At 64.9% G+C, this 17,796-nt stretch carries 18 protein-coding genes; 2 read left to right on the forward strand and 16 right to left on the reverse strand.

The features are described 5' to 3' along the window. Positions 1-27 precede the first annotated feature (27 nt). From DSAT_RS09965 to nifH, 8 genes are all read right to left on the reverse strand, one after another. Positions 28-1,038 (reverse strand): lipid A deacylase LpxR family protein, encoded by a 1,011-nt coding sequence (locus DSAT_RS09965; protein WP_020887386.1) that lies wholly within the window; start codon positions 1,036-1,038, stop codon positions 28-30. Positions 1,039-1,260: 222 nt separating this feature from the next. Then, the gene (locus DSAT_RS09970; protein ID WP_020887387.1) at positions 1,261-1,575 is read right to left on the reverse strand and encodes a (2Fe-2S) ferredoxin domain-containing protein; all 315 of its coding nucleotides are present in this window, start codon (positions 1,573-1,575) and stop codon (positions 1,261-1,263) included. A gap of 68 nt (positions 1,576-1,643) precedes the next feature. Continuing rightward, the gene (locus DSAT_RS09975) at positions 1,644-2,750 is read right to left on the reverse strand and encodes a NifB/NifX family molybdenum-iron cluster-binding protein (RefSeq protein ID WP_020887388.1); all 1,107 of its coding nucleotides are present in this window, start codon (positions 2,748-2,750) and stop codon (positions 1,644-1,646) included. A 67-nt stretch (positions 2,751-2,817) separates the two neighbouring features. Continuing rightward, positions 2,818-4,203, reverse strand: coding sequence for a nitrogenase molybdenum-iron protein subunit beta (gene nifK, locus DSAT_RS09980; RefSeq protein ID WP_020887389.1), 1,386 nt, complete (start codon positions 4,201-4,203; stop codon positions 2,818-2,820). A 12-nt stretch (positions 4,204-4,215) separates the two neighbouring features. Beyond that, positions 4,216-5,871 (reverse strand): nitrogenase molybdenum-iron protein alpha chain, encoded by a 1,656-nt coding sequence (gene nifD / locus DSAT_RS09985; RefSeq protein WP_020887390.1) that lies wholly within the window; start codon positions 5,869-5,871, stop codon positions 4,216-4,218. A 52-nt stretch (positions 5,872-5,923) separates the two neighbouring features. Next, positions 5,924-6,298: a P-II family nitrogen regulator gene (locus DSAT_RS09990; RefSeq protein WP_020887391.1), complete on the reverse strand. Its 375-nt coding sequence runs from the start codon at positions 6,296-6,298 to the stop codon at positions 5,924-5,926. A 4-nt stretch (positions 6,299-6,302) separates the two neighbouring features. After that, complete coding sequence (locus DSAT_RS09995) at positions 6,303-6,653, reverse strand: P-II family nitrogen regulator (RefSeq protein WP_020887392.1); 351 nt, start codon at positions 6,651-6,653, stop codon at positions 6,303-6,305. Positions 6,654-6,713: 60 nt separating this feature from the next. After that, entirely contained in the window at positions 6,714-7,538 is an 825-nt protein-coding gene (gene nifH / locus DSAT_RS10000) for a nitrogenase iron protein (RefSeq protein ID WP_020887393.1), read from the reverse strand. Positions 7,539-7,836: 298 nt separating this feature from the next. Here nifH and DSAT_RS10005 point away from each other — a divergent pair, with 298 nt between their 5' ends. Beyond that, the gene (locus DSAT_RS10005) at positions 7,837-8,982 is read left to right on the forward strand and encodes a LeuA family protein (protein WP_020887394.1); all 1,146 of its coding nucleotides are present in this window, start codon (positions 7,837-7,839) and stop codon (positions 8,980-8,982) included. A gap of 102 nt (positions 8,983-9,084) precedes the next feature. Here the strand turns inward: DSAT_RS10005 and DSAT_RS10010 are convergent, their stop codons facing one another. The 7 genes from DSAT_RS10010 to DSAT_RS10040 form a co-directional block, all read right to left on the reverse strand. Further along, positions 9,085-10,080: an NAD(P)H-dependent glycerol-3-phosphate dehydrogenase gene (locus DSAT_RS10010; RefSeq protein WP_020887395.1), complete on the reverse strand. Its 996-nt coding sequence runs from the start codon at positions 10,078-10,080 to the stop codon at positions 9,085-9,087. A 133-nt stretch (positions 10,081-10,213) separates the two neighbouring features. After that, a complete protein-coding gene (locus DSAT_RS10015; protein ID WP_020887396.1) occupies positions 10,214-10,453 on the reverse strand; it encodes a GlsB/YeaQ/YmgE family stress response membrane protein in 240 nt (79 codons plus the stop codon). Positions 10,454-10,567: 114 nt separating this feature from the next. After that, entirely contained in the window at positions 10,568-11,314 is a 747-nt protein-coding gene (gene mtnP, locus DSAT_RS10020) for an S-methyl-5'-thioadenosine phosphorylase (protein ID WP_020887397.1), read from the reverse strand. A 168-nt stretch (positions 11,315-11,482) separates the two neighbouring features. Then, complete coding sequence (locus DSAT_RS10025; RefSeq protein ID WP_020887398.1) at positions 11,483-12,004, reverse strand: adenine phosphoribosyltransferase; 522 nt, start codon at positions 12,002-12,004, stop codon at positions 11,483-11,485. Between the two features lie 113 nt (positions 12,005-12,117). After that, on the reverse strand, positions 12,118-12,459 hold the full coding sequence (locus tag DSAT_RS10030) for a HepT-like ribonuclease domain-containing protein (RefSeq protein ID WP_020887399.1): 342 nt from the start codon (positions 12,457-12,459) through the stop codon (positions 12,118-12,120). Further along, on the reverse strand, positions 12,456-12,743 hold the full coding sequence (locus DSAT_RS10035) for a nucleotidyltransferase family protein (RefSeq protein ID WP_020887400.1): 288 nt from the start codon (positions 12,741-12,743) through the stop codon (positions 12,456-12,458). Before DSAT_RS10035 ends, DSAT_RS10030 begins: the two co-directional genes overlap by 4 nt. Before the next feature lie 92 nt (positions 12,744-12,835). After that, complete coding sequence (locus tag DSAT_RS10040; RefSeq protein ID WP_020887401.1) at positions 12,836-14,092, reverse strand: amidohydrolase family protein; 1,257 nt, start codon at positions 14,090-14,092, stop codon at positions 12,836-12,838. Positions 14,093-14,718: 626 nt separating this feature from the next. Here DSAT_RS10040 and DSAT_RS10045 point away from each other — a divergent pair. Further along, a complete protein-coding gene (locus tag DSAT_RS10045) occupies positions 14,719-16,482 on the forward strand; it encodes a methyl-accepting chemotaxis protein (protein WP_020887402.1) in 1,764 nt (587 codons plus the stop codon). Between the two features lie 110 nt (positions 16,483-16,592). On the opposite strand, the gene DSAT_RS10050 is transcribed toward DSAT_RS10045, so the two are convergent. Continuing rightward, a complete protein-coding gene (locus DSAT_RS10050; RefSeq protein WP_020887403.1) occupies positions 16,593-17,732 on the reverse strand; it encodes a PAS domain-containing sensor histidine kinase in 1,140 nt (379 codons plus the stop codon). Positions 17,733-17,796: the final 64 nt, after the last annotated feature.

Consider the following 17,796-nt stretch of genomic DNA (forward strand, 5'->3'; position numbering starts at 1 on the left):
GAAAGCGCCTGCCCCGCGCTCCACACCCTAGAACACGATGCCAAAGTTGATCGAGCCGTAGCGCTGGCCCTTGCCCTGCCCTGCGAATTCCGGGGTGCGGTAGCACTGGCTGACGGACACGAAGACATTGTAGAGGTGCACGCCCACGCCCAACGCCACGTCCGCGACAAAGGCGTTCTTGGGCACGCGGCGGCTCTGGCGGAAGGTGTTGCCGTCGAGGAAGATGTTGCGTGCCACGGCCCGGCCGTCCATGTAGAGAAACGTGTACAGGGAGAAAGGCGGCGTTTTGTGATTGTCCGCGTCTGGAGTGGTGTCGGCGGTCACGCCGCCGGCCGGGCTGATGAGCGTGGTTCCGAAATTCTTGGGCAAATTCCAGCCCAGGCGCACCTCCAGGCCGGTGTTGGCGTAGGTGTGCACGTTGCCCACGGTAGCCCCCACGTGCGGCATGAAGTCCAGGCCGAAGCGGCCCGCAAAGGTCGTCTCATAGGCCCGCCAGGTGCCCAGATAGGTGAGCATGGCCCCGAACTCGTCGCGTAGCTGGGTGTTCCAGCCCTGAGGGCGGGGCGAGTCGATGAGCTTGTGCACCTCGGTCTGCGTGAATTCCGCCTGTGACGACGGCCCGACCATGCCCAGGGAGAGCACCACTGTGTCCAGCCACTCGTCGTCTTTCTGGTTCAGGATCAACGAGCCGTAGAGCCATCCCGCGTAGGGGTGGTCGCCCTCGGGCGGGTCTTTGACGGTGATGTCGTCGGGCGTGAACATGTCCTGGCCGATGGCCAGACCCACGTTGAATTTCTTGTCGGGACGGTTGATGTAGGGCAGCGAGGACAGCCAGTTGCGGAATCCTTGCGGCAGACGCGAGTCATCGGCGTAACTCTTGAGATCGTTGGAGAGCCAGACGAGCCGCACGGCATTGGTGTAGTGCTTGTCCGTCCCGGCCCAGATGTCGTTCTCCCACTGCGCCTGGAAGGTTCCGGCAGCGAGTGGGGTCGGCAGTAGGAGCGCAAGGCAGAGCGCGATGACGACGCGGACGCACATGCGCGCCTCCATAGCCGTAAACGGCGTTCGCGGCAACGGTGTCGGCGGGGCTTTGAAAAATGCGGGACCAAGCCCCCACTTCGGCAACCAGAGTAAGGCGCCATAAACCGTGCGGGTAAAGCGCGAGAGCCGGGCAAACCCTTTACGTACCCGTGATACGCGAGGGGGCTTGCCCGGCTCGAAGCAACGCGGCACCCGGGATATCCACTCCTCGCCCAGGCGTTACGCCGGGAACAGAAGCCGCCCCTCGGCCGGGGAGCCGTCTTCGAGGGCGTCGAGGATTTCGTCGATGGCCTCCTCGGAGTCCACTCCGCGGTACCACCAGTTGTTGGGGTGCACCACCAGGATCGGCCCCTGCTCGCACTGCTTGAGGCAGCTCGTGGTGGTCAAAAGACAGTCCAGGCCACGGTCCAGGATTTCCTGCTCCAGGTATTGGGACAGGCCGATGCTGCCCTTCTGGTGGCACATGCCCTTTGGTTCTCCCTTGGCCCGAAAGCTCGCGCAGACCAGGATGTGATAGGTGGGTTTGGTCGCCATGGGTCGCTCTCCTTTGCGTTCGTGATTGGGCCTCCCGTGCGGGAGGGGGAAATTTGTGGTTCCGGCCGCTAGCGGCCGCGCACGATGCCCATGTTCGGGGCCACGCCGAAGACGCGCGCCACGGCTTCTTCCACCGTGGACGAGCCCGTGACCACGGGCAGGCCGTGTTCGAGCAACGCCTGGCGCGGACTTTCGCCCGCGCTGGCCGCGATCAGGGCGCGGCAGTCGGCCAGGGTTTCGGCCAGGGTCTGCCAGCGGGCCTCGCCGCCGCCCTTGGGCGGACAGGGGCGCGATCCGGCCAAGGCCACCTCGCCCTGCCTGATCTCGTAGACAAGCAGCCGTTCGGCCTTGCCAAGGTGCGCGTCCACGTTCACGCCGTCGCTCGTGGCCACGGCCACGAAGGGCTTGGTGGCGTCGTAGAGCGCGGAGTCGTCGAGGCCGCTCTCCTCCTGGGCCATGCACGAGCGGCCGTCCATGGCGGGCAGAAACTCCTGCGCCGTGGCCACGGCCGCGAGCATCTCGGCGTCGCCCGGCTCGCGCGGGTTGTCGGTGTGAGGCACGGCAGAGCTTCGCGCGGGCAGGATCGAGAGCCCCTGCGCGCCGAACCCGGCCGCCCAGGCGGCCACCTCGGCCACGTGCGCGCCGTTCACGTCCGGCACGAGCAGGAATTCGACCTCGGTCGCCATGTCGATGTCGCGCAGGGCTTCCATGGCCTCGCGCTGGCCCGCGAGCAACGCCCCGGCGGCCTCGGCCGCGCGCAGGGTGAGCACGCCTGGCCTGACCCAGGCGTAAAGCGCCTGGGCCATCTCTGCGTTCACGGCGTTGACCTGCACGGTGACGAGTTCAACACCCAGGTCGCGCAATTCGTCGATCACGGCCGCAAGCCCGAGTCCGGCCGTGACGAGCCGCACGGGAATGCCCGGCGCGACGGCGCGCACGGCTTCGAGCAGATCCATGGTGCGCCGCGCCTCGGCCAGGGGGTCGCCCGGCCCGGAGACGACGATCTCGGGCGGGGCCTTGCCTTCGGCCAGGGCCTTTTGCAGGGCGGCCACGCACTGGGCCGGGGAAAGGGCCTCGTCCGGCTGCCCGTTCTGGCTCGTGAAGCGGCACATGGCCAGATGCCTGGGCGCGGCCGCAAGACGCATGGGCGAGACGGGAGAGCAGGCGCTGGCCATGTGGACTCCTGGATTGCCGGTACGGGATTGTCCCGGGGGCGGAAGGCCCGCCCCCGGGGGATGTGGGCTAGTACACGAGTTCGAATGAAGCCTCGGGCTCGTCGCGGTCCTTGCGGGACAAGAAGGCGTCGAGGATCTTCTCCATCAGGCGCAGCGCGCCCCGGTAGCCGACCGTGGGGAAGTACTGGTGCCCCTGGCGGTCGAGGATGGGGAAGCCGTGCCGCACGAGCGGGATGTCCTCGTCGCGGGCGATGTACTTGCCGTAGGTGTTGCCGATGAGCAGGTCCACGGGCTCGTTCTTGATCCACTGGTGCATGAGGAACATGTCGCCGCCGACCTTGACGTTGTAGGGCACGGGCATGGCCGTTTCCGTCATGATCTCCTCGATGCGCTTCTCGAACTTCTTGCCCGGCGTGCCGGTGACGATGTGCACGGGCAGCATGTCCAGGTCGCGCAGGAATTCCACCAGCGGAATGAGCTGGTCGGGATCGCCCCACAGGGCCACCTTCTTGTGGTGGAAGTACTGGTGCATGTCCGAGAGCAGGTCCACGACCAGGCCGCGTTCCTTGTCGATCTCATAGGGCACGCTGGTTCCGGCGATCTTGCGCAGGGCGTCCACGTAGCGGTCCGTGGCGCGAAGGCCAAACGGCAGGTCGAGCACCATGCAGGGCACCTTGAATTCGGCGTCCATGAAGCGCGCGGCCTGGGCCGAGGCCCATTCACCAAGCGCGATGGTCCCCTTGGAGCCGCCGATCTGCACCAGATCCTCGATCCTGGCTCCGGCGTCGGGGAACATGTGGTACTCGCCCAGAAGCGGCGCGTTGACCACGCCCGAGGTGTCCGGGAAGAGGATGTGCTTGATGCCCATCATCGTGGCCAGGCGCTTGGTCTCCTCCATGTCCGCTGGCTCCACGAAGCCGGGCAGGATGTTCACCTTGCCGGTTTTCTTGGTGTCCTTGGAGCCGAAGCCCTTGGCGATGCCCATGCACATGTTGGAGAAGCCGGTGACGTGCGAGCCCACGTAGGACGGCGTGGATGCGGTGAGGATGTACTTGCCTTCCGGAATCTTGCCTTCCTGGCGCGCCTTGTCCGCGATCTGGGGCAGGTCGTCGCCGATGGTCTCGGAGAGACAGGTGGTGTGCACGGCGATGACGTCGGGCTCGTAGATGGTGAAGATGTTCTGGATGGCCTGCAGCAGGTTGGCCTGGCCGCCGAACACGGACGCTCCCTCTGTGAACGAGGAGGTGCCCGCGCTGATGGGATCCTTGTAGTGGCGGGTCAGGGTGCTGCGGTGGTAGGCGCAGCAGCCCTGGGAGCCGTGGGAGTGCGGCATGCAGCCGCGCACGCCCAGGGCCGCGTACATGGCGCCGATGGGCTGACAGGTCTTGGCCGGGTTGATGGCGAGCGCGCTGCGCTCCTTGATCTCCGTGGGAGTGTGCCGAAGCAGGGTCATGGTCGCTCTCCCTTATTCCCAGTTGTAGGTGGCCGTGAGTTCGGGATTCTTGTTCCAGGGAGCCTTCACGAAGCTCCAGACCTTGGAGTTCACCAGCCGGTCGATTTCCTTGTAGAAGTTGACCGCGCCCTTGAACCCGGCGTAGGGGCCGCCGGAGTCGTAGGAGTGCAGCTGCTTCATGGGCACGCCGCACTTCTGGATGCCGAACTTCTCCTTGATGCCCGCGCAGAAGATGTCGGGCTTGTAGAGTTCGATGAGCTTGTCGGCCTCGTGCTGGTTCAGGTCGTCGATGGACAGGGTGCCCTGCTCCATCTCTGGCATCATGCCTTTGTAGTCGGAGAACTCGTAGCCCTGGGCCTCAAGGGCCTTCTTCTTGGCTTCGAGTTCCTTGTCGTAGCGCGTGGGATCGGGACAGACCTCGAGTTCCTCGATGTTGCGCGAGTCCGCGTCCACCTGGATGGAGGGGATGACCCGGCGGCCTTCGTAGTCGTCGCGGTGGGCGAACTCGTAGCCCGCGGCCAGGGTCTTCATGCCCATCTCGGAGAAGAGATCCTGATAGTGGTGGGCGCGCGATCCGCCCACGAAGAGCATGGCGGTCTTGCCTTCGGTGCGGGGCTTGATGGAGGCCAGAGCGGCCTCCACGGCGGGCATCTCCTCGGCGATGACCTGCTCCACGCGGTCCATGAGCTCCTTGTCGCCGAAGTACTGGGCGATCTTGCGCAGCGACTTGGCGCTTTCCTTGGCGCCGATGAAGTTCACCTTGATCCAGGGGATGCCGTATTTGATCTCCATCATTTCGGCTACGTAGTTGATGGACCGGTGGCACATGATGGTGTTCAGGTCGGCGGTGTGGGCGCGCTCGAAATCGTGGATCGACGAGTTGCCCGAGAAGGTGGAGACCAGCGTGATGCCGCAGCGTTCGAGCAGATCGTCGATGACGAAGGCGTCGCCGCCGATGTTGTACTCGCCGAGCATGTTGATCTTGTACTTGCCTTCCTTGGGCTTGTCGGTGAGGCCGATGACGTGCGTGAATATCTGGTTGTTGGCGATGTGGTGGCCCGCGCTTTGCGAGACGCCCTTGTAGCCTTCGCAGGAGAAGCCGAAGATGTTGATGAAGTGGTCGGGGTTCTCCTTGTTCAGGGTCTCCTTCATCTCGCGCGCCACGGCGTGCACGTCGTCGCCGATGAGCCCCACCGGACAGGTGGAGAAGATGGCGATGGCGCGCGGCTTGAAGAGGTCGTAGGCCTCGCGGATGGCCTGCTTGAGCTTGTTCTCGCCGCCGAACACGATGTCGTTCTCGTTCATGTCCGTGGAGAAGCAGTACGTCATGTAGTTTTCGGACTCGGGCGTGGGCGGCTCGGTCTGGTTGCGCCGCGTGAGCCAGGAGTAGAATCCGCAGCCGATGGGGCCGTGGGTGATGTTCACGATGTCGCGCGTGGGGCCGAGCACCACGCCCTTGCAGCCCGCGTAGGAGCAGCCGCGCATGGTCATGATGCCGGGAATGGTGCGCACGTTGGAGAGTATCTCGGGCGTGCTCGCCTCGTCCCCGGTGTTGGCCTGGATCTGCTTGGCCCGCTTGCGCGCGACCTTGGGCGGGTACTTCTTGATGAGTTCCTGCCGCACCTCGTCGGGGGTCAGGCTCTTTTGCTTTTTGCTCTTGGTCGCCATGGATGTCCCTCGTCTGCGTCTGAAAGATTGGTGTCTGGTCGTCCCGGCGGGCCTACTGGATGGCCTTTTCGCCCTTCTCGGCCGTGCGCACGCGCACGGCGTCGGCCATGGGCAGGACGAAGACCTTGCCGTCGCCGGGCTTGCCGGTCCTGTTCACGGCCATGATGGCCTGGACCACGTCCTCGACGTCCTCGTCGGGCACCACCACGGTGACCACGCGCTTGGCGTAGAGGCGGCCCTTCTCGCCGAGCATCTCGGCGGCTTCCTCGTATCCCTGCTTGGCGCCCGTGAGCAGCGCGGAGTTGATGAGTCCCTTGCCGCGTCCCTGGGCTTCCTGCGCGAAAAAGGCGTCCACGCCCGCCTCGGTCAGGGCCTGCTTGGTGACGTTCATCATGTTCATGCGGATGACCGCGACGACTTCCTTCATGGCCTTACACTCCGACCTTGCTCGAAGCCGTCTCCATGAGGCCCGAGGACACGGTGTACATGGACTCCACGCCCGAGACGAAGATCTTGCCGTCGCCAAACGCGCCCTTCTCGCCGGAGCGCGCCGTGCCCATGATGGTCTTGATGACGAACTCCTTGTCCGCGTCGTCCACCACGATCATCAGCATGACCTTGGGGATCTCGTCGTAGGTCACTTCGCCGATCTTGATGCCGCGCTGCTTGCCGCGGCCCGCCACGGCATACTTGGTCACGGCCGGGAATCCCGCGTCCATGAGGGAGGCCAGGACATTGTCCACTTTCTCGGGGCGCACGATGGCGCGAATCATGCTCAACATCGCTTCTCTCCGTAGGTTCGTTGTCGTATGGTTGATCGCCGTTGCGTCCGCGCGCGGCCGCTAGTTGGCGATGCCGTATTCGATGAGCAGCTTCTCCAACTCCTCGATGGCCAGGGGAGTGGGGATGACGAACATCTTGTTTTCATCGACCTTCTTGGCCAGGGTGCGGTATTCGTCGGCCTGGGGGTGTTCGGGCGAGAAGTCGATGACCGTCTTTCTGTTGATCTCGGCGCGCTGGACCTGGTTTTCGCGCGGCACGAAGTGGATCATCTGGGTGCCCAGGCGCTTGGCCAGCTCCTCGATCATCTGCCTTTCGTTGTCCACGTTGCGCGAGTTACAGATCAGTCCGCCCAGGCGCACGCCGCCCGCGTCCGCGTACTTGACGATGCCCTTGCAGATGTTGTTGGCCGCATACATGGCCATCATCTCGCCGGAGACCACGATGTAGATCTCCTGGGCCTTGCCTTCGCGGATGGGCATGGCGAAACCGCCGCAGACAACGTCGCCGAGCACGTCGTAAAAGACGTAGTCCAGTTCCTTTTCCTGCTTGTAGGCGCCGAGCTGCTCAAGAAGGTTGATGGAGGTGATGATGCCGCGTCCGGCGCAGCCCACGCCCGGCTCGGGGCCGCCGGACTCCACGCACGTGGTGCCCGCGTAGCCCTGCAGACACACGTCTTCGAGTTCGACGTCCTCGCCTTCCTCGCGCAGGGTGTCGAGCACCGTGGCCTGGGACAGGCCGCCCAGGAGAAGTCGCGTGGAGTCGGCCTTGGGGTCGCAGCCCACGACCATGACGTTCTTGCCCATCTCGGCCAAGCCCGCCACGGTGTTTTGTGTCGTTGTGGACTTGCCGATGCCGCCCTTTCCGTAAATAGCCACCTTGCGCATGTGATCCCTCCTTCGGGTATGGAACAGTCAACCGTGAAAAGGTTTGTGTGGTTGCGTTCTGAAGGCCATAGGGCAATGGCCGTGCCAAACCCTTCTCGGCGGAGCAAGGCAGCGAAACAAAAGGGATTTTCGTGCTGGCGGCAACGTGGCCACGACGTACGAGGCCTACAATTGTGAAGGGAAAAGTTTACAAAAGTGAAGAAGTGAAGTTTTTCGACACCCTGTTTTCGGCTATAAATTGGCAGGAATGTATTTTGCAGCCGTTCGTCGTACGCGCATCCGCGCGCCAGGAGGACGCATGCTCATCGACTCGACCCTGCGCGAGGGCGAACAGCGCTTCGGCGCGTATTTCAGCGCCCAGGCCAAGCACGCCGTGCTCGACCGCGTCGCGGCCGTGGGCGTGGAGGAGATCGAGGCGGGCTGCGCGGGGCGCTGTCCCGACACGCCCGCGCTCGTGGCGCGCGCCCGCGCCATGTTCGACGCCGAGGGGCGCGGCCGGGCCGTGTCCGTGTGGTGCGCCGCGCGAAAGCCAGACCTCGAACTCGCCCTGTCCATGCGGCCGCACCGGGTCTGCCTGGGGCTGCCCGTGTCCGACGCGCACATCGAAAAGCGCCTTAAAACCACGCGCGCCGACATCCTGAACCGACTGACCGGGCTCTTGCGCCATGCCCGCGCGCTCGGCGCGGCCTATATCTCCGTGGGCCTTGAGGACGCGAGCCGCGCCGATCCGGATTTCGCGCTCGACGTGGCCAGGCTGGCGCAGGACGAGGGCGCGGCGCGGGTGCGCCTGTCCGACACCGTGGGCATCCTCTCGCCGGGCGAGACGACCGCGCTCGTCGGGCGCTTCGTAAACGCGCTTTGCATCCCCGTGGCCGTGCACTGCCACGACGATTTCGGCCTGGCCACGGCCAACGCCCTGGCCGCGCTCGACGCGGGCGCGGCCTTTGCCGACTGCGCGGCGCTCGGCATCGGCGAGCGCGCGGGCATCGCGGCCACGGAGCGGCTCGCCGCCTACCTCTCGCTCAGGCGCGGCGCGGGCTACGACCTCGCCGCCCTCGCGCCGCTGTGCGCGACAGTGGCCGAAACGCTCGGCGAGCGCGTCCCGCCCCATGCGCCCGTGGTCGGCGAGCGCCTGTTCTGGGTGGAGTCCGGGCTGCACGCCGACGCCCAGTACAAATGCTCCTCGCTCTACGAGCCTTTTCCGCCCGAAACGCTCGGCCTGACCCGACGCATCGCCCTGGGCAAGAAGAGCGGCAACGCGGCCGTGCGCGCCAAGCTGGCCGAGCTTGGCGTCGCCGAGCCCGCCGACCTCGACCGCCTGACCCGGACCATCCGCGCCGCCGCCGGAACCAAGGGCGACGCCCTCGACGACGCCGAGATTCCCGAACTCGCCTCCGTTGACGCTGAAGCGGGGCTTAGCCCGCACCCCGCCGCACCGGCGTAGGCCCTGTCGACGATGGCTTTAAAGTGAATCGTGGAGGCCAGGGGGCTGAAGAGCCCCCTGGTGAAGGAGATCAGGAGGAGGCAGCGCCTCCTCCTGGCGTTTCTACGCTTCTTCCTTGAGCGCCCGTGTCATGAGTTCACGCACGGCCTCGGAGGGATCCTTATTCTCGTTGAGCACCTTGTAGACCATGTCCGTGATGGGCAGTTCCACGTCGTGACGCTGGCCGAGTTGGTACACGGCCTCGGTGGTTTTCACGCCCTCGGCGACCATCTTCATGGAGTCGAGGATGTCCAGGAGCTTCTGGCCCTTACCCAGGCGCAGGCCCACCTGGCGGTTGCGCGAGAGCTCGCCGGTGCAGGTCAGCACCAGATCGCCCATGCCCGAGAGACCCATGAAAGTCTGGGGCTTGGCGCCCATGGCCAGGCCCAGGCGCGTCATCTCGGCCAGGCCGCGCGTGATGAGCGCGGCGCGGGCGTTGGAACCGAAGCCCAGGCCGTCCGAGATGCCCGCCGCGATGGCGATGACGTTTTTGATCGCGCCACCCAGTTCCACGCCCCGGTAATCCTCGTTCATGTAGACGCGGAAGGTGGGGCTGGAGAGCTCGGCCTGAAGCTCCTTGCCGAGCTTCTTGCTGCCGCAGCCAAGCGCCACGGCCGTGGGCATCTCACGCATGACCTCGAAGGCGAAGCTCGGCCCGGAGAGCATGGCGAAGCGGGGCTTGATGGAGGCGAGAGTCTCTTCCACGACCATGGACATGGTGGCCAGGGTGCCCAGCTCGATGCCCTTGGAGGCGCAGACGATGACGGGCTTTTTGGGCAACAGGGGCTTGATGTTCTGGAGCACGCCCCGGAAGAACTGGCTCGGCACGGCGAAGAGGAAGTGTTCGGCTCCCGAAGCGACCTGCGAGGCGTCCTGCGAGGCGTGGACGTTTTCGTTGAGTTTCACGCCCGGCATGTACCAGGTGTTTTCCCCGGTGGAGCGGATGGCGGCCAGAAGCTCTGCCTCGCGTACCCACAGCCGGACTTCGTGTCCGTTTTTGGCGAGATGATCGGCCAGGGTCGTGCCCCAGCTTCCGGCGCCGATGACGGCAAATCGCATGGCAACTCCTTAGCGAGAAATAAGACATAAAGGATACGCGCCGTGCCAGCCCTTGGCAAGCGGCCACACCGCTGGCCGACGGAAGCGGAAGGCACGAAATCCGCGTCGCGCAGCGCCTCGTCAGAGCCCGGACTCAGGCCTTGATTTTGCTCACCAGCCAGATCAGGACCACTGCTCCGGCTGTGGCCGTGACGAGGCTGCCGAGCAGACCGTAGGCTGTGATGCCGAGCAAGGAGAAGAGAAAACCACCCAAAAGCGCGCCCACCACGCCCACGGCGAGGTTACCGAAAAGCCCGAAACCGCCGCCGCGCATGATCTTGCCAGCCAGCCACCCGGCGCACAGGCCGATCAGCAAAAACCAGACGATGCCCATGATTGTCCTCCACGGTTTTCGTCTTTGTAGCACGCCCGGCTGCAAAGGCAATGGAGAGAAGCGCGCACGGGAGAGAGGCTGCAACGCCGCAGATGGCGCTTTTGGGACCGTCTGCTAGAGGCCTCGGATGGCCTCCTGCAGCACCGAGGTCACGCGATCGGCGTTCTGGCGGAAGATGCGCAGGATCTCGTCCCAGGTCACGGGCTCCTCGTCGGTCTTCCAGCAGTCGTAATCCGTGGACATGGCCACGGCCGCGTAGGGAATGCCCGCCTCGTTGGCCAGGGCGCATTCCGGGGCGATGGACATGTTGATCACGTCCGCCCCCCACAGCCGGAAGACGTTTGACTCCGCGCGCGTGGAGAAGCGCGGTCCCTCGATGGTCACCACCGTGCCTTTCTCGTGGTAGGGATAGCCGAGCTTGCGGCAGGCCAGATTCAAGAGCCCACGCAGGCGCGCGTCGAAGGGGTCGGCCATGGGCGTGTGGATGGGCGCGTGCGGCTCGAAGCGGTCGTGGAAAGTCAACTCGCGCCGTCGCGTGAAGTCGATGAACTGGTCCAGGATCACCAAGTGGCCGCGGTCGATCTCCTCGCGCAGCGAGCCCACGGCCGTGGTCGCCAGGATCGCTGTGCAACCGGCCTCCTTGAGAGCCCAGATGTTGGCGCGGTAGTTGACCTGGCTCGGCGGATGTGTGTGCGTGCGTCCGTGGCGGGCTAAAAGGATGACCTCGCGGCCCTCGATCTCGCCCTTGCGCAGGGTGGAGTTGGGCTGGCCGTAGGGTGTGTGCGCCTCGATGTCGCGCGTGTTCTTCAGGATGTCCGGGTCGTCCAGGCCGCTGCCGCCGATGATGCCGATGATGGACATGCCGTGTCTCTCCCCTGGAAGGTAGTTGATGGACTCCACTTCACAGGCCGTTCAAAGAGCGCCAGATGCAAGGCGCAAGGAAAGTTCAAGGCCGACGCGTACTCCAAAGTACGCGAGGATTTGAACTTTCCGCGGCAACGCAGCAGATGGTGCTCTTGGGGCGGTCTGTTACGTAATGTTCAAAAGGCAGGTATGATCGAAACCCGCCTCGCGCAGGATCTGACCGCCGGGCAGAAAGCCGAGTTCGATGACGAAGCCCAGGCCCGCCACCGATGCTCCGGCCTGCTCCACGATTTTTATCATGCCGTTGACCGTGCCGCCGGTGGCGAGCAGGTCGTCGATGATCAGCACCTTGTCGTCGCGCTCGATGGCGTCCACGTGCATGCACAGCGTGTCGGTGCCGTATTCCAGGTCGTAGGTCACGGACATGGTGCGGTAAGGCAGCTTGCCAGGCTTGCGCATGGGCACGAAGGGCAGGCCCATGGTGTAGGCCAGCGGCGCGGCGAAGATGAAGCCGCGCGCCTCGGCGGCCGCGATCTTGGTGGCGCCCCGGCTGCCGAACTTCTCGGCGAGTTGGTCCACGGCGAAACGGAAGGCCTTGGGGCTGGAAAGCAGCGGCGTGATGTCGAAGAAGACGATGCCTTCCTTGGGGTAGTTGGGAATGTCACGGATATGTTCGCGCAGGTTCATCGCGTTCCCTCCTGAATTCTGCTTTGGGGTGTATAGCCGCGAATCGCGAGGAAGAAAAGCCGTTCAGCCCGCGTGCGAACGCGCCAGAAAGGCGGGTTGCAATAGTGGTCTCGTCAATCGTCCTCGAACAGCGAAACGATCTGTGCGCGTAGCTCGGGAAGTCTTTTTTCGACGAGGTTCCAGACGAGCTCGAGGTCGACGGAATCGTAGTCGTGGATGATCAGATTCCGCATGGCCTTCATCCGCGCCCAGGGAATTTCGGGATGGCTTTCGGCATGTCCGTCGTGCATCAGGCGCCCCGTGGCCTCGCCGATGATTTCGATGCGGCGCAAGACCGCGTCCTGAGTTTTGGCGTCGGCCAGGAAGTCCGCGTGGGAGATACCGTTCGTGTAGTCGGCGATGGCGTCGATGCTGTCGAGGATGTCCTGGAGATGGACGTGCCGGTCGCGGATCATAGGATGGGCACGCAATCCGCCAGGATGTTTGGGGCAAGACGGGGCTTGAGCGAGCGGCGAGAGACGAGGTCCACGGGGCGACCCAGCCGTTCCTCCAACTCCAGCTTGAGGCCGGCCGCGTCGAGCAGATCAACATCCGGCGCGAACTCCACCAGCAGGTCGAGGTCGCTGTCCGGCCGCGCCTCGCCGCGCGCAACGGAGCCGAAGAGCGCAGCCGAAACCACGCGGTTGCGCTGCAAGATGGGCGTGATTGCGGCGATCAGACGACGGGTTTCGACGGACATGGCGGCTTCCTTCCCTGGTTCATTGGCATAAAACGGGTCGAGGGGCAATCCGAGCGCACAAGGCAAGCGCTAAACGCCGGGTTCCATGCGCCTCAGCCCGCGTGCGAGCGCGCCAGGGCCGCCAGTTCCGCCGCCTCGGCGGCCAGGGCGGCATGATCGATGGTCGTGAAACGTCCGCGCTCGAAGAGCACGCGGCCCGCGCAGACCGTGAGCACGTTCTCGTGGCCCGTGGCCGCGTAGACGGCCTGCGAGACGGGATTGAGCAGCGGCATGAGGCCGGGCCGCGTCAGATCCAGGGCCATGAAGTCGGCGGGAGAGCCGGGCGCGAGGCGGCCAAGCCCCGGCCAACCGAGCGCGTCCGCGCCGCCGCGCGTGGCCATGTCCAGGGCCATGTCCGCGCGCACGGCCATGGGGTCGTGCAGGTGAGCCTTGTGCATGAGCGCGGCCGCGTTCATCTCGCCGAACATGTTCAGGTCGCCCGCATCGCGCGGGGAGCCCGTACCAAGCGCCAGCCGCGCTCCCGCTTCGAGCATGCTCCTCACCGGAGCGAAGCCGACGGCGCGCCTGGCGTCGGCCCTGGGGCAGTGGACCACGGCCGCGCCGCTTGCGGCCAGGATTTCGATCTCCTCAGGCAAGATATCCGCACAGTGCGTGAGCAGCGTGTTCGCGGCCAGCATTCCCTGCCTACGCAAGAACTCCAGGGGCCGCACGCCGTGCCGGGCCGCGAAGGCGGTCGTTGCACGCGCGCTTACGGCCGTGCGGACGACGAAAAGACAACCGCATTCGCGCGAAAGGGCGAAGGCAGCCTCCAACTCGCCGGGCGCGGCCATCGCCATGTCCGGGGCCGTGACAAGACGGCGCAGGCGTGGGTGCTCCATTGCGCCTTCCATGTCGCCATTCGCGTCGGGATCGAGAAGTCCGCCCGCCACGCAGCGAAGCCCCGATTCGTCGGCCGCAACGAGCACGACCTCGGCTGGAGCAAAAACGTCGGCGAAGCAGGTCGTTCCGGTACGGATCATCTCGGCGCAGGCGATGCGCGCGGCGATCGTCGCGGCCCTGGGATCGTGAAGAATGCTCGTCGCGGGGTTTTTTGCGTCGTTGCCGGGCAACCCCCGGAACACGGTCATACCCGCGTTCGTGCAGGCGTTGACGAGCCCAGGCATGACCAGGGCCGCGCCGAGGTCGATGCGCCGCGCGGGCGCAAAGGATTCTTCCAGGCGCTCGGCAGGGCCGAGTGCCGCCACGAGCCCGTCCCTGACGGCCAGGGCCGCGCCGGGCAGCACCGTGCGCTCGTCGTCCTGGGTCAGGACGAAATCGGCACGGACGAGAAGGTCGCAGGATTCGGCCATCGCGGTTCCTCCATCGCGACAATAGCCGCCGCGACAGCGGGCCGCAAGGGCGCTGGTTACTCGCGGCGCAGGGGCAGGCACAGGGTGAAGATACAAATACTTTGTTGGTTGAACAATTCATGAACAAGCTCAAGGCTTCGTAAGCCGTGGGGACAAGGGGGCGAGACGGAACACCTTAAAGTCAAATGAACGTATCCGCGTGTCAGCCAAGCTCATTTCCAAGTTGGTTACAAAAAATTAATATAAACTTCAGTGTTTTTACAAAACGGCTCTGAACCGGTGGGATTATCAGGGAAAACACATGAAAATCACCTTAAACGACAACGCCCCGAAATGACCGGAAATATTGGATACGACTTGGATTATGTAAACTATTAAAACGAGTTGGGGGCCTCTGCGGTCCGGCGGGGGCCGTTTCTGGGGTTGATTGCACAAACGCAACATTATGTGCATTAAATGACTTGATTTTTACATCTCATGTTCATTTCGCAGCGCCGTGTTGCCGCGCAGGCAAGGCGGGCGGTGGAAAAAGCAGAGGAAATCTGCGCCGGGCGGAGTTGGGGGCTTCGCGTGGGGGGACGTCCTGCGGGAGAACGGAAAAACGTCATCACGACAGGGGGTTGAACATGAACATAGGCGATCTGCGATTCAGGACCAAGCTCGGCGTGGGGTTCGGCGTCATCTTCGTTCTGTTTTCGATCATCATGGTCGTCAGCTATCAGAGCCTCGATCGCCTGGGTAGGGCCACGGACATGAACATGCGTTCGGTCAGGGTGCTCAACCAGGCCGAGAACATCGTCACCGCCCTCCTGAGCAAGGAGTCTGGCGTCCGGGGGTTCGTCATCACCGGCAACGAGGCCTTCCTCGAACCCTACGTCGCGGGGCGGCGCGACTATCAGATAGCCCTGGCCGAGATCAAGCGGCTCACGGCGAACTACCCGGAGCACCAAGACCGGCTGGCTGTTCTGGAGCGCGACGCCGAGCAATGGATCGCCAACACCGCCGAGTCCCAGATCGCCATGCGCCGCCAGGTCAACGAGGGCTCCATGATGTTCGAGAGCCTGGCGTCCGTGGTTGCCCGGGCGACAGGCAAGCATCTCATGGACGAGATGCGTTCGCTCCTGGTGGACATCATCGCGGACGAAAACGCGAGGCTCGATTCACGTACGTCCGAGGTGCAGCGCCAGGAAAAGCTCGCCGAGTCGATCATCGCCTACGGCGGCGGCGCCACCGTGGGATTGGGACTGCTCGTGGCCTTCGCCATCGGCATCTCCATCGTGCGGCCCATGGCCAAGACCCTTGAGTTCTCGCAGCGCGTGCAGGATGGCGACTACGACGCGACGCTCGACATCCGCCAGAAGGACGAGATCGGCAAGCTGGCCGATGGACTGCGCGCCATGGTCGATTCCCTCAAGGAGAAAATCCGCGAGGCGGACAGAAAAAGCCGCGAGGCAGCCGCCGAGGCGGAGCGCGCGGCCGCGGCCATGCGCGAGGCCGAGGAGGCGTCGCAGCGGGCCGAGGAGGGCCGCGCGGCCATCCTGGAGGCCGCCGCGCGCCTTGAGGAAGTGGTCGAGATCGTGACCTCGTCCTCGGAGCAGCTTTCGGCGCAGGTGGAGCAATCCAGCCGGGGCGCGGAGATGCAGAAGGATCGCGCCGGGGAGACGGCCACGGCCATGGAGGAGATGAACGCGACGGTTTTGGAGGTTGCCAAGAGCGCGGCCCAGGCGGCCGAAAGCGCCGATCAGGCGCGCGAGCAGGCCCAAAGCGGGTCCGAGGTGGTCACGCAGGTCGTGTCGGCCATCGGTCAGGTGGAGGAGCAAGCCGCCCGGCTCAAGGGAAACATGTCGGGACTTGGCAAACAGGCCGAGGGCATCGGCCAGATCATGAACGTGATTTCGGACATCGCCGACCAGACCAACCTGTTGGCCCTGAATGCGGCCATCGAAGCCGCCCGCGCGGGAGATGCCGGGCGCGGTTTCGCCGTGGTCGCGGACGAGGTGCGCAAGCTCGCCGAGAAAACCATGGCCGCGACCAAGGAAGTGGGCGAGGCCATCAACGGCATCCAGCAGGGCACGAGGCAGAGCATCTCCAGCGTGGAGCAGGCCGCGGACGCCATCGAGCAGGCCACGGCCCTGGCGCGCACTTCGGGCGAGGCGTTGGTCGAGATAGTGAGCCTGGTAGAGACCTCGGCGGATCAGGTACGGGCCATCGCCACCGCCTCCGAGGAGCAATCCTCGGCCAGCGAGGAAATCAACCGCGCCGTGGAAGACATCAACCGCATCTCCATCGAGACGTCCGACGCCATGGGGCAGTCGGCCCAGGCCGTTTCGGACTTGGCGCGTCAGGCGTCGGAATTGCGCAAGCTGATCCGTGAAATGAAGCAGGCCTAGTAGGCAGTCGAGAAAGGAGCTTGCCGAAAGCTCCAGGGGGCTTGAAACGAAAGCGCGCCGCGCGGCCAGGCAACCTGCCGCGCGGCGCGCTTGCCGTGCAGCGCTGGACGCTACTCGCGACGCAGGGGCAGGCGCAGGGTGAAGACCGTGCCCTTGCCATGCTCGGAGAGGAAGGAAACCTCGCCGCCCAGATAACGCTCGCCCAGAAGTTTCATGGAGTAGGTGCCAAGGCCCCGGCCCGTGCCCTTGGTGGAGAAAGAGCGCTTGAACACGTTCAGCCGCGTGGAGTCGTCCATGATCTGCGCGTTCCTGACCCAGAAGGCCACCCGCTCGCCCTCGTCCGTGCAGCCGAGTTCCACCAGCCCGCCCGCATCCGTGGCCTCCAGCGCGTTCTTGACCATGTTGCCCATAACCCGCGAAAGAAGCGTGTAGTCGGTCTCCAGCCAGACCACGTCCGTGTCCGGCGAAAGCCCGAGCCGCTTGCCCCGGCCCGAGTCGTGCCGGGCGTAGACGCCCGCGAGCGACTGCAGCACGTCCGTGGACTTGAGCATCATAGAGCGGACCACCAGCTCGCCCGATTCCGCGGCCATCAGTTCGCGTTGGCTGGCGATCTCGTCGAGCATGCGCTCGAAGGAGACGTGCAAAACGCCCACGTCCTCGCGCAGGTGCGGCGGCACCTCGTCGCGCAGCATCTCCAAGAGCCCCTTCAGCCCCCCGGCCGTGTTCATGATGTCGTGGAAAAAGATGCGCTCCAGGGCGCGGCGGCGGTTCTGGTGGCTGATGTCGATGACCGAGAAGACCGTAAAGTTTTCGCCCGAGAGGGAGAATGGCACGGCCGTGACCAAAAGGTCGAGCGCCTCGAATATCCCCCTGTTCGTGCGCAGCATGCTGCATTCCTGCGTCTCGCGCACGCCGTCCAGGCTCTTCAGGATGGCCCGCACGGCCCCGCACTCCTGGCAGAAGCTCGACGTGCCGCAGCCGCCATCCGTGTCTTTGGCGTGCACGCAGCCCAAAACCTCGCCCGGCCGTTGGCCGAGGATGTCCTTCACGTCGGTCGCGCCCACGAGGTCGAGCAGGCTCTTGTTGGCGAAGACGATCTGGCGCGTGGCGTTCAGCACCACCACGAGCGAAGGCAAGGAGTTGACCATCTCCGTGCAGTGGTAGTCCTTGAATGCCTCGTACTGACGGAGCAGGTCGGTCGAGTCGGCGCGGCGGGCCGGTGCGAACAAGGTGGGGAAGGTGTCGTCCATGGGTGCCTGTCGTGAGAAACTGTCGTGAGAAACGCTGTTTTCCTGTACGCGATTTTGTTGTCAA

Origin of the sequence: Alkalidesulfovibrio alkalitolerans DSM 16529 (assembly GCF_000422245.1) — a bacterium.
Classification (GTDB): Bacteria; Desulfobacterota; Desulfovibrionia; order Desulfovibrionales; family Desulfovibrionaceae; genus Alkalidesulfovibrio; species Alkalidesulfovibrio alkalitolerans.

Bases quoted from the DNA above. Each gene is read 5' to 3' on its own strand.
- DSAT_RS09965 (WP_020887386.1), bottom strand. From the start codon at position 1,038: ATGTGCGTCCGCGTCGTCATCGCGCTCTGCCTTGCGCTCCTACTGCCG.
- DSAT_RS09970 (WP_020887387.1), bottom strand. From the start codon at position 1,575: ATGGCGACCAAACCCACCTATCACATCCTGGTCTGCGCGAGCTTTCGG.
- DSAT_RS09975 (WP_020887388.1), bottom strand. From the start codon at position 2,750: ATGGCCAGCGCCTGCTCTCCCGTCTCGCCCATGCGTCTTGCGGCCGCG.
- nifK (WP_020887389.1), bottom strand. From the start codon at position 4,203: ATGACCCTGCTTCGGCACACTCCCACGGAGATCAAGGAGCGCAGCGCG.
- nifD (WP_020887390.1), bottom strand. From the start codon at position 5,871: ATGGCGACCAAGAGCAAAAAGCAAAAGAGCCTGACCCCCGACGAGGTG.
- DSAT_RS09990 (WP_020887391.1), bottom strand. From the start codon at position 6,298: ATGAAGGAAGTCGTCGCGGTCATCCGCATGAACATGATGAACGTCACC.
- DSAT_RS09995 (WP_020887392.1), bottom strand. From the start codon at position 6,653: ATGTTGAGCATGATTCGCGCCATCGTGCGCCCCGAGAAAGTGGACAAT.
- nifH (WP_020887393.1), bottom strand. From the start codon at position 7,538: ATGCGCAAGGTGGCTATTTACGGAAAGGGCGGCATCGGCAAGTCCACA.
- DSAT_RS10005 (WP_020887394.1), top strand. From the start codon at position 7,837: ATGCTCATCGACTCGACCCTGCGCGAGGGCGAACAGCGCTTCGGCGCG.
- DSAT_RS10010 (WP_020887395.1), bottom strand. From the start codon at position 10,080: ATGCGATTTGCCGTCATCGGCGCCGGAAGCTGGGGCACGACCCTGGCC.
- DSAT_RS10015 (WP_020887396.1), bottom strand. From the start codon at position 10,453: ATGGGCATCGTCTGGTTTTTGCTGATCGGCCTGTGCGCCGGGTGGCTG.
- mtnP (WP_020887397.1), bottom strand. From the start codon at position 11,314: ATGTCCATCATCGGCATCATCGGCGGCAGCGGCCTGGACGACCCGGAC.
- DSAT_RS10025 (WP_020887398.1), bottom strand. From the start codon at position 12,004: ATGAACCTGCGCGAACATATCCGTGACATTCCCAACTACCCCAAGGAA.
- DSAT_RS10030 (WP_020887399.1), bottom strand. From the start codon at position 12,459: ATGATCCGCGACCGGCACGTCCATCTCCAGGACATCCTCGACAGCATC.
- DSAT_RS10035 (WP_020887400.1), bottom strand. From the start codon at position 12,743: ATGTCCGTCGAAACCCGTCGTCTGATCGCCGCAATCACGCCCATCTTG.
- DSAT_RS10040 (WP_020887401.1), bottom strand. From the start codon at position 14,092: ATGGCCGAATCCTGCGACCTTCTCGTCCGTGCCGATTTCGTCCTGACC.
- DSAT_RS10045 (WP_020887402.1), top strand. From the start codon at position 14,719: ATGAACATAGGCGATCTGCGATTCAGGACCAAGCTCGGCGTGGGGTTC.
- DSAT_RS10050 (WP_020887403.1), bottom strand. From the start codon at position 17,732: ATGGACGACACCTTCCCCACCTTGTTCGCACCGGCCCGCCGCGCCGAC.